General features: G+C 72.2%; 10 protein-coding genes and 1 pseudogene. 6 read left to right on the plus strand and 5 right to left on the minus strand.

The window, feature by feature from the left end:
- From ACFVJS_RS22205 to ACFVJS_RS22220, 4 genes are all read right to left on the minus strand, one after another.
- On the minus strand, positions 1-652 hold a 652-nt coding region (locus ACFVJS_RS22205), incomplete at its 3' end, for a glycosyltransferase (RefSeq protein ID WP_378885003.1).
- Positions 652-1674, minus strand: coding sequence for a glycosyltransferase family 9 protein (locus ACFVJS_RS22210; RefSeq protein ID WP_378885006.1), 1023 nt, complete (start codon positions 1672-1674; stop codon positions 652-654). The genes ACFVJS_RS22205 and ACFVJS_RS22210, both read right to left, overlap by 1 nt.
- A complete protein-coding gene (locus tag ACFVJS_RS22215; protein WP_378885008.1) occupies positions 1671-3173 on the minus strand; it encodes an HAD-IIIA family hydrolase in 1503 nt (500 codons plus the stop codon). The genes ACFVJS_RS22210 and ACFVJS_RS22215 overlap by 4 nt, the downstream gene beginning before the upstream one ends.
- A complete protein-coding gene (locus ACFVJS_RS22220) occupies positions 3170-4834 on the minus strand; it encodes a carbamoyltransferase (protein ID WP_378885011.1) in 1665 nt (554 codons plus the stop codon). The genes ACFVJS_RS22215 and ACFVJS_RS22220 overlap by 4 nt, the downstream gene beginning before the upstream one ends.
- A 134-nt stretch (positions 4835-4968) precedes the next feature.
- Between ACFVJS_RS22220 and ACFVJS_RS22225 the strand changes: the two genes are divergently transcribed.
- From ACFVJS_RS22225 to ACFVJS_RS22250, 6 genes are all read left to right on the plus strand, one after another.
- Positions 4969-5928: a glycosyltransferase gene (locus ACFVJS_RS22225; protein WP_378885014.1), complete on the plus strand. Its 960-nt coding sequence runs from the start codon at positions 4969-4971 to the stop codon at positions 5926-5928.
- 75 nt (positions 5929-6003) lie between these two features.
- Positions 6004-8013 (plus strand): catalase, encoded by a 2010-nt coding sequence (locus ACFVJS_RS22230; protein ID WP_378885017.1) that lies wholly within the window; start codon positions 6004-6006, stop codon positions 8011-8013.
- 102 nt (positions 8014-8115) lie between these two features.
- Positions 8116-8358 carry a hypothetical protein gene (locus tag ACFVJS_RS22235; RefSeq protein ID WP_378885020.1) on the plus strand — a complete coding sequence of 81 codons (243 nt, stop codon included), beginning with the start codon at positions 8116-8118 and terminating at the stop codon, positions 8356-8358.
- A gap of 38 nt (positions 8359-8396) precedes the next feature.
- On the plus strand, positions 8397-8540 hold the full coding sequence (locus ACFVJS_RS22240; RefSeq protein WP_378885022.1) for a GPGG-motif small membrane protein: 144 nt from the start codon (positions 8397-8399) through the stop codon (positions 8538-8540).
- A gap of 83 nt (positions 8541-8623) precedes the next feature.
- Positions 8624-8872: a hypothetical protein gene (locus ACFVJS_RS22245; protein ID WP_378885025.1), complete on the plus strand. Its 249-nt coding sequence runs from the start codon at positions 8624-8626 to the stop codon at positions 8870-8872.
- Between the two features lie 12 nt (positions 8873-8884).
- The gene (locus tag ACFVJS_RS22250) at positions 8885-10093 is read left to right on the plus strand and encodes a hypothetical protein (protein ID WP_378885028.1); all 1209 of its coding nucleotides are present in this window, start codon (positions 8885-8887) and stop codon (positions 10091-10093) included.
- Between the two features lie 16 nt (positions 10094-10109).
- On the opposite strand, the pseudogene ACFVJS_RS22255 reads toward ACFVJS_RS22250, so the two are convergent.
- A pseudogene (locus ACFVJS_RS22255) lies at positions 10110-10452 on the minus strand (MFS transporter); the annotation flags it as partial.

The raw sequence follows: 10452 nt of genomic DNA on the forward strand, positions 1-10452 counted from the left end.
GCACCATCCGGCCCAGGAGCAGCAGCCGCAGCCGGTCGGCGAGCCGGCCGGGGCCGGGTCGGAACCGGTCGGTGTCGACACCGCAGGGGATGATCGTCGCGCGGCCGTCGGGCAGGCCGAGCCGGCGAAGCTCGCGGACCTCGTCGGTACAGGTCGCGATGACCGTGTCGGCTTCGGCGCACAGCCGGCGCTCGTGCCCGATCCGCTCGGGCGGGCTGGTGTCGGCGCTGCCCTGCTGGCGGCGCTTGACCGACCCGAGGGCGTGGAAGGACTGCACCAGCGGCACGCGCTGCTCACGTACGCCGGGTAGCGAGGCCAGGCCGCTCATCCAGAAGTGGGTGTGGACCAGGTCGGGTGGCTCGAGGAGCCAGGCCTCCTGGAGGCGCCTGGCCAGCTCCGGGATGTAGGGGAGGAGGTCGTCCTTGGCGACCTCGGCCGGCGGGCCGGCCGGGACGTGCTCCACCACGTAGCCGTCGGTCCGGACACGGGCCGGCGTGGCCAGGTCGTCGCGTCTGGTGTAGACGGTCACCTCGTGACCGTTCTCGGCGAGCCCCGCGGCCAGTGCGGCGACGTGGACGTTCTGTCCACCGGCGTCCTCACGGCCGAGAGCGGCGAGCGGGTTGGCATGTTCAGAGACGAGTGCGACGCGCATCAGCGGCTCCTTCCCACGGTTTCGGATGGACGTACGCCGAGGGTGCCGAGCGCGGCGACGACGTCGTCCGTCGTGACGCCGGCCAGGCACGGGTGTCCGGGCACGGGGCACTCGCGGGCGCGGGTGTCACGGCACGGAGCGTGCTGGTCCCCGAGGAGCACACGGTCGACGCCGTAGGGTGCCCAGCGCTCGGCGCTGATCGTCGGGGCGTAGAGCGAGACCACGGGGGTGCCGACCGCGGCGGCCAGGTGGGCGGGGCCGGTGTTGCCGACCACGACGGCCTCGGCCCGGTCGAGGACGCCGGCGAGCTCACCGAGGCCGAGAGTGCCGCCCAGGTCGGTGCCGGTCGTGCCCGCGACGTACGCGGTCAGCGGGCGCTCGTCGGGACCGCCCGTAACGACGACACCGAGCCCGAGACGGCTCAGCTGCTCGCACAGGTCCCGGAACCGGTCCGCCGGCCAGGCACGTGCGGGCGCGGAGGTGCCGGGATGGAGGACGACGTAGGGCATCCGGAGCTCCTCGGGTGGACAGGAACCGCGGACCGCCAGCCGGCCGTCGTCGCCGGCGGGCAGCCGTCCGCCGCACGCGGTGGCGACGGCGAGCGCCCGCTCGGGCTCGGGGATCTCCTCCTCGACGCGCACCCGGTGGTCGAGCAGCGAGCCGGGATAGTCGGTGCTCACCGCGGCCAGCCGGGCGATCCCGGCGAGCCTGAGCACGAGCGCCGTGGGCAGCGGCGACTGATGGAAACTGGTGAGGATCGCGGCCCGGTCGTACATCCCGGCCTCGACGCGTTTGCGGAGCAGGTCGACCTCGTCGGGATCGACCGGCGACGGGTCGGCGACGATCCACGGGGCCTCCCAGCACAGCACCTCGTCGACGCCCGGCAGCAGCTCGGCGGCCTCGCGGCCGAGCGGGCCGCACAGCATCGTCACGTGGTCGCTGGTCGCGGCCATCGCGCGCACCGCCGGGCCGGCGAGAAGCACGTCGCCCATCGAGTCAAGGCGTACGACGAGGGTCCTCACCACACGCCTCCCAGCATCAGGTCGACGGCCTGGACGAGACCGGCCGCGGTGCGCGGGGCGGCGGCATCGATCTCCTCGCGGCGGGTCTGCAGCGTGGGGACGAGGCAGCCGCTCACTCCGGCGTTCCGCGCGGCCTCCATGTCGCTGCCGATGTCGCCGACCATGACCGCGCGGTCAGGGTGCACGCCGGTGCTGGCGAGTGCGCGTTTGATCAGGTCAGGGCCGGGCTTGCGGCAGCCGCAGCGGTCGTCGGGGGAGTGCGGACAGCGCAGCACCGCCTCGAACGGGCCGAGCAGCTCGACGACCCGCTCGTCGACGGCGTCGACCTGCTCCTCGCTGATGACGCCGCGGCCGATGCCGGACTGGTTGGTCACGATCATGAGCCGGACCCCCTCGGCGCGGAGCCGGTCGAGCGCCTCGCGGACGCCGGGCAGCGGGCGCACCAGGTCGGGGTCGCCGTTGTAGGGCACGTCCTCGATCAGGGTGCCGTCGCGGTCGAGCAGGACCAGCTCCGGGACGCCTCGCCACGGCGTCGCACCCTGGTGTAGACGTACGCCACGCAACAGGTGCCATGTCGCAGCCGCCGGGATCGTGGCGCTGGTGAGCAGCATCCGCCGGATCTCGCCGGGGGTCCTCGGGCCGGGGGCGATGCGATGGTGGGCGAGCTCGGCGGTGCCCGCGAACCAGCCGATCGCGCCGGCCAGGGCGAGCCGGCGATGCCGCGACAGCAGGCCGGCGACCGCCAGAGCACCGGCGGCGGTGGTCGCCAGGTGCGCCTTCCGGCGCCCCTCGGGTGCCTTCGCGCGCTCGTGCCAGCCGGGTCCGTGGATCGCCCGCATCAGGATGTCGTCGGCGTTGCCCGCCTGGGCCCGCAGGCTCGCCCAGTCGTCGGAGGGCCGCACCGGGTGGGTCACGTGCCGACTGCCTTCGACGATGCGGCCGCGGTCGGCGCCGAGGCGCAGGGCCAGGTCGGCGTCCTCACGGAAGGCCCGCTGGAAGCGCTCGTCGAACCCGCCCGCCGCGGCGATCCGGTCGCGGCGGTAGCTCATGTCGGCGGTGATCCATGCCGAGGTCTCCAGGCTCGCGGTGCCGCGCTCCCAGTCGGTGGGCCGTCGATCCTCGGGGAGCGGGACGGTGAGTCTGCCCTGGCTGCCGACGATCTCCTGCTCGGGGTAGTCCTCGAGCAGGCGCAGGTCGGCGATGAGGTCGCGATACCAGGACACGTCCGGCACCACGTCGTCGTCGAGGAACGAGACCCAGGGCGTGCGGGTGTGCCGCCAGCCGATGTTGCGGGCGCGGGCCGGGCCGCCGCCTCCGGTGCGGATCACCTCGACGTCGATCGACCGGTCGCCGACGATCAGGTCCTCGCCTTCGGGGCGGTCGTCGACCACGAACACGGGGTGGTGCAGCGGCACCGTCTGGCTCGCCAGGGCGTCCAGCAGCACGCCCAGGCTCGGTCGGCCGACGGTCGGGATGACGATGGTGGTGTCGATGCTCATGGATTCGTCCTCGGGCGACGTACGACGAACGGGCCGATGGCGAGCAGGTCGATCGGTGCCGACCCGAAGCACTCCAGCGCGTCCCGTGGCGAGTCGACCATCGGCCGGCCCGCGGTGTTGAGGCTGGTGTTGATCACGACGGGCAGCCCGGTCCGGGCCTCGAACTCGGCCAGCATCCGCGCCACCAGCGGCTCGTCGTGCGGATCGACCGTCTGCACCCGGGCGGTGCCGTCGACGTGGGTCACCGCCGGGATCAGCGCGTGCCACTCCGCGGCGACGTCGTGCACGAAGAGCATGTACGGCGAGGGCAGCGGCCCGCGCTCGAAGATGTCCGCGGCGCGCTCGGCGAGCACCATCGGTGCCACCGGCCGGAACTGCTCGCGACCCTTGACGTCGTTGATCCGCTCGAGGTTCTCCTGGCGTCCGGGATGAGCGAGCAGCGAACGGTGGCCGAGCGCGCGCGGGCCGAACTCGCTGCGTCCCTGGAACCACGCCACGATCCCGTTGCCGGCCAGGGTCTCGGCCACGGTCTCGGCCAGGTCGCCGGGGCGCTCGTAGGGCACCCGCGCCGTACGCAGCACCGACTCGATCTCGTCCTCGGACCACTCGCGTCCCAGGTCGGCGCCCGGCATGGGCTCGAGGCGGTCGCCGTTGTCGGCGGCGATCTGCAGCGCGGCGCCGAGCGCCGTGCCTGCGTCGCCGGCGGCCGGCTGCACCCAGATGTTCTCGTAGCCGCTGCGCTCGACCAGCCGGGTGTTGGCGACGCAGTTGAGCGCCACCCCGCCGGCGAGGGTCAGGTGGCTGCCGCCGGTCCGCCCGCGCAGCCATCGTGCCAGCTCGACCAGCACCTCCTCGAAGCGCAGCTGCACGCTCGCGGCCAGGTCGGCGTGGTCGGCGGTCCAGTCCTCACCGGGCCGCAGCCGTGGTGCCAGGGCCGACCAGTCGATCGGCTCGGTGATGAACCCGCCGTCGCCGGTCAGGCGGATCCGCTCGGTGAGCTCGTCGATGCGGTGCCCGCTGGACGCGAACGGCTTGCCGTAGGAGGCGAGCGCCATCACCTTGTACTCGTCGTTGGCTCGCAGGAACCCCAGATGCTCGGTGAGCTCTTCGAAGACCAGCCCGAGCGAGTGCGGGAGCTCCTGGGTGCGCAGGGTCGTCAGCGACCCGTTCTCGTCGTAGCGCCCGGCGAGATGGCTGTGGCACTCGCCGCGGCCGTCGAGGACGAGCACGTCGCTGCCCTCGGCGACGTACGGCGAGGCCAGCCCCGCGGAGGCGGCGTGGGCGACGTGGTGAGGCACGAAGCGTACGTCGGCCCGGTCGAGCCCCGGCAGCACGTTGGCCAGGAAGTCGGGTGCATGCGAGGCGTACGTCTGGCGGAGGCCGTCCCACGGATCGTGGAGCCCCATCTCCTCCGCCGGCCGGGCCAGGGAGCAGTCGTAGGAGTAGGCGACGGCGTCCAGGTCGCCGGGCTCGAGCCCGGCCTCCTTCAGGCACCATCGGATGGCGTGGTCGGGGAGCTCCCACGCCGCGAACGGCACCGGCCGATGGCCGTGCTTGCGGCGCGAGAACCGCTCCTCCTCGGCCGCCGCGACCGTCCTGCCGTCGACGACGAGCGCTGCGCTGGGGTCGTGGAAGAGGGCGTTGACGCCGAGAACCTTCATCTGTGCTGCCTTCCGGACCGGATAGGGATGCGAAGTGCTTCCCGTACCCGACGAGAAGCGCTTTGAGTCGCCCCAGCGCGGAACTTGTCGCGCACCGCCGCATCACCGAAGGTGCTCCGGGGCACTGAGAGGGAATGAGAATCCTGATCTGGCACGTGCACGGCTCCTGGACGACGGCGTTCGTGCACGGCCGCCACGACTACCTGCTCCCGACGACCCCCGATCGGGGCCCCGACGGTCTCGGCCGTGCGCGCACCTGGGACTGGCCCGCGGCCGCCCGCGAGGTGAGCTGCGACGCGCTGGCCGAGGAGGAGGTCGACGTCGTCGTCCTGCAGCGTCCGCACGAGGTCGACCTGGCCGAGCGGTGGCTCGGCGGGCGCCGGCCCGGGCGCGACGTGTCGGCGATCTTCCTGGAGCACAACACCCCGGTCGGCGCGGTCCCCGACGTCCGCCACCCGATGGCGGGCGGCACCATCCCGATCGTGCACGTCACCGGCTTCAACGACCTTCTCTGGGACTGCGGCGGCACCCCGACCACCGTGATCGAGCACGGCATCGTCGACCCCGGCCGCCGCTACACCGGCGACATCGAGCGCGCCGGGGTGGTCGTCAACGATCCGGTACGCCGAGGCCGCTCGGTCGGCGCCGACCTGCTCCCGGCGCTGGCCGAGGGCGTCGGTGCCGACGTCTTCGGCATGCGCGTCGAGCGCCTGCCGGCGTACCAGGGGCTGAGGACGTACGAGGACCTTTCGCAGCAGGATCTGCACGACCACCTCCCGCGGCGTCGTGTCTACGTCCACCTCAACCGCTGGACCTCGCTCGGCCTCTCCCTGATCGAGGCCATGCACCTCGGCATGCCGGTCGTGGCCCTGGCCACGACCGAGACCCCGCTCGCCGTGCCGCACGAGGCCGGTTTCGTCACCACCCGCCGCGACGAGATCGTCCCGGCCGTACGCCACCTGATGAAGGATCCCGACGTCGCCGAGGAGGCGGGCCTCATCGGACGCCGGCACGCCAGACGGCGCTACGGCCTCGAACGGTTCCTCGACGAGTGGGACGACGTGCTCCGTTGGGTCGCCAGCAGCGGCGGATGAGGCCCGCCGGTCAGGCATGTGCGGCCCGGGTGCGGGTACGGGAGGTAAAGCCCTGTCCCCGACCGAAGGACCGCCATGACCGACACGCCGAGCCCCGGCGCCCCTGAGCAGACCGAGTGGCTGACCACCTCGGGCGGTGTGCGCCTGCGTGAGACCGACAAGTCCCTCAAGGCGGGCGAGCGCGGCCCGACCTTGCTCCAGGACCACCATCTTCGCGAGAAGATCACCCACTTCGACCACGAGCGGATCCCCGAACGCGTCGTCCACGCCCGCGGAGCCGGCGCGCACGGCACCTTCACGGCGTACGGGACCGCCGAGACCGTCACCAGCGCCGGCTTCCTCGCCGAGGGGCGGGAGACGCCCGTCTTCGTGCGGTTCTCGACCGTGCTGGGCTCGCGCGGCAGCGCGGACACGGTGCGTGACACCCGCGGGTTCGCGACGAAGTTCTACACGGCGGAGGGCACCTTCGACCTCGTCGGCAACAACATCCCGGTCTTCTTCATCCGGGACGGCATCAAGTTCCCCGACGTCATCCACGCCGGCAAGCCGCACCCCGACCGGGAGATCCCGCAGGCGCAGTCGGCCCACGACACCTTCTGGGACTTCGTCTCGCTGCACACCGAGGCCCAGCACCACACCCTGTGGAACATGTCCGACCGCGGTATCGCCCGCTCCTACCGGATGATGGAGGGCTTCGGCGTTCACACGTTCCGGCTCGTCAACGCCGCGGGGGAGACGAGCCTGGCCAAGTTCCACTGGAAGCCCAAGCTCGGTGTGCACGGCCTGCTCTGGGAGGAGGCCCAGATGCTCGGCGGCTTCGACCCCGACTTCCACCGCCGCGACCTCGCCGACGCGATCGAGGCCGGCGCCTATCCCGAGTGGGAGCTGGGCGTCCAGATCTTCCCGGACACGCCCGAGCAGACGTACGAGGGCATCGACCTGCTCGACCCGACCAAGCTGGTCCCCGAGGAGATCGCGCCGGTCCAGACGATCGGCCGGCTGGTCCTGGACCGCAACCCGGACAACTTCTTCGCCGAGACCGAGCAGGTCGCCTTCCACGTCGGCAACCTGGTGCCGGGCATCGACGTCACCGACGACGCGCTGCTGCAGGCCCGGCTCTTCTCCTACGTCGACACCCAGCTGACCCGGCTCGGCGGGCCGAACTTCAACCAGATCCCGGTCAACCGGCCGCACGCGCCGGTCAACGACATGCTGCGCGACGGGTTCCACCAGCACGAGGTGCACCGCGGAGTGGCGCCCTACCACCCCAACTCGCTCGACGGCGGCTGCCCGTTCCTGGCCGGTGACCCGCAGGGCGCCTTCCTGGACAACCCGGTGACGGTGCCCGAAACGGTCAAGCAGCGTGCGCAGCCGGCCTCGTTCGACGACCACTTCAGCCAGCCGCGACTGTTCTGGCTGTCGATGACGCCGGTCGAGAAGCAGCACATCGTCGCGGCGTACGCCTTCGAGCTGGGCAAGGTCCACGAGCCGGAGATCCGGGAGCGCCAGCTGCGGTGCCTGGCCGAGATCGCCCCGGACCTGTGCGGCGGTGTCGCCGCGGCCCTGGGTCTCGAGGCTCCGTCACCGGCCGGTGAGCTCGCCGATCCGGAGCCGAGCCCGGCGCTGTCGATGCTAGGTGGCACCTACCCGCCCGACGGTCGCGTCGTCGGGATCGTCGTCGGCCCGGACAGCCCCGCCGAGGAGGTCGACGGGCTGTGCGCGGCGCTCCGCGGGTCGCGGATGACGCCGCTGCTGGTCGCCCCGACGGCCGCTCCGCTCGGCGGCGAGCTGGAGGTGGGGCGTACGTTCGCCACCGCTCGCTCCGTCGAGTTCGACGCCCTCGTGGTTGCCGACGGTGCCGGCACGATCGCCTCGGACCCGCACGTCATGCTGCTGGTCGAGGAGATCTTCCGGCACGGCAAGGCGCTGCTGGCCTGGGGCGACGGGGTCGAGGTCATCGCGACCGCCGGGATCGCGGTCCCGGCGCCGGGCGTCAAGGCGGAGGAGTCCGGCTCGTTCGTCGCCGCCGAGCTTCCCGACCTCCTCGGCGCCCACCGGTCCTGGGAGAGGTTCGCGCTCTCCTGAGCACAGATCCGTGGGTTCAGCGCCGGCAAGAGGGTTTGCGGGCCCACGGGCTGGGTACCGAGGGGGCTGTACGCAAGAGAGAACTCATGAGGAGTGATCCGCATGACCACGAAGAGCGTTGAGGGCGGAGTCGTCACGGGGACCCCGGACAAGAACTACAACCTCATCTGGTTCACCGAGGCCTGCCTCGACAACGCGCTGCGTCTGGACACCTACATCGAGGACGCGCGCCGCTCGAAGGACACCGACCTGGAGGACCTGTTCGTCCGTGCCCAGGCCAACTCCGTGCAGGGTGCCGAGGAGGCGAAGGCACTGCTCCGTAGCCGCTTGGACGACAAGGTCTGAGCATCCCCCGCAACAACTACACACCGAGGTGAGATCGAATGGCAACAATTCTCTGGCTGATCGCGGCAGTCCTGGTCATCGGCGGCATCGTGTCGCTGGTTCGCGGCCAAATCCTGTGGGGAGCGGTCCTCATCGTGGTCGGTCTGTTGGTCGGCCCCGGTGGGGTGAGCATCTTCACGTAGTCACCGTGTGGCCCGGTGCCCTCGAGGGGCCCCGGGCCGCGCGGTGTCTGATGTGAAGTCCGGTGCCAACGAAAGGACCGACCATGGGTAAGTGCGTCACGTGCGGCAACGACTACGACGAGAGCTTCGAGGTCACCACCGCGTCGGGTGAGCACCACGTGTTCGACTCGATCGAGTGTGCGGTGGCGGTGATCGCGCCGGTGTGCGTCAACTGCGGCATCCGCATCCTCGGGCACGGGGTGCAGAACGAGGAGCACGTCTTCTGCTGCGCCCACTGCGCCCACTCGGTGGGCGTCACGGGCGTGAGCGACCGGGTCACCAGCGGCTCCTGACGGGAGCCACGGATGACCCACGATCTCGCCGCGGACCTGCTCCGGCACGGCTACCACGCGATCCCCGACACCCGACGACGGGCGGGTGATCCGCCGGTCTGCCCGGTCAAGCTCCTCGGGAACGATGCCCTGGTCGTGAGCGGCCCCGCCGCCGTACGCCGCTTCTACGATCCCTCGCTCATCCGGCGCACCGGTGCGGTGCCCCCGCCGCTGGCCGCCCTGCTGTTCGGCCGCGGCGCCGTCCACGGCCTCGACGGGGACGAGCACCTGCACCGCAAGGACCTCTTCCTCCAGCTGCTCGACGACGCGGACACGACCCTCCAAGATCTCGTACGCCGCCACCTCGGCTCGGCCCTGCGCGAGCGCCGTGGGGAGACAGTGAGCGTGTTCAGCCTCTTGGCCGAGGTCTACGGCCGCGCGGTCCTCGAGTGGGCCGGCATCTCGGTGCGCCGCCCCGGCAAGGTCGGGCGGCGGCTCGCGGCCATCGTCGACGGCTTCGGGATCTCGGGGCCGTCCTACGCGACCGCCTGGGCTGCCCGGCTGTGGGCCAACCGCTGGGCGAGGGGACTGATCCGGGAGGCGCGGTCGGCCGCTCCGTCCTCGCCGTCCTCGACGTCCTCGCCGCCGTCGACGCCCGTGGAGGCCATCGCCGCCTGGCGCGACCCGCACGGCGACCTGCTGTCGGTCCCGGTCGCCGCGATCGAGCTGCTCAACGTCCTGCGACCCGCCGTCGCGGTGGCCTACCTCGGCACCTTCGCCGTCCAGTCCCTCGACGACCAGTCCCAACAGCGCCCCGCCGTCGCCGAGGACGCCTCGCAGCGGCACGCCTTCACCCAGGAGGTACGCCGCCTCTTCCCGTTCGTCCCGGCGCTCGCCGGTATCGCGCGACAACAGTCCGACTGGGACGGCCAGCTCGTCTCGCCGGGGCAGCGGGTGGTCCTCGACGTCCCCGGGACCAACCTCGACCCGGGATCCTGGTCGTCCCCCCACACCTTCTCCGCCGAGCGGTTCGTGGGCCGGGACGTCGACGCGTTCGAGCTCGTGCCGCAGGGCGGGGGAGACCCGGCCGAGGGCCACCGGTGTCCCGGCGAGCCCGCCACGATCGCGATGATCTCCGCCACCGTCGAGATCTTCGCCGCCGCCGCCTGGAGCGTGGTGGAACGCGGCAGCACCTATCCGCGGATCCCCGCCCGCGAGCGGCTGCGGATCCGCGTCGGGTAGCGCGCCGGACGGTCCGCTACAGCGCGGTGACGGTCGCGCTCGGCGACAGTGCCCGGGTGGGCGCGCCCCGCAGCAGCACCACGGAGAGCAGCGCGGCGATCCCGGCGCAGACCGCGGCGCCGGCGAAGACGGTGTGCTCTTGGGCGATGGCGGCGCCGATGAGCAGGTCCTGGTAGTCCTGGCACATCCCGCCGCCGGTGCACACCGAGGACAGCGACGGCAGGTCGGCCTGGGCCGCGTAGTAGCTGCGCAGGCCGATCGTGGTCAGCGCGGAGATGCCGACCAGCATGCCGACCATCCGGGCCACCACGGTGAAGGACGTGGTCAGGCCGTGCATCGACTGCTCGGTGGTCGCCAGG

The organism is Nocardioides sp. NPDC057772 (assembly GCF_042798075.1).
In the GTDB taxonomy this organism is placed as follows: domain Bacteria; phylum Actinomycetota; class Actinomycetes; order Propionibacteriales; family Nocardioidaceae; genus Nocardioides.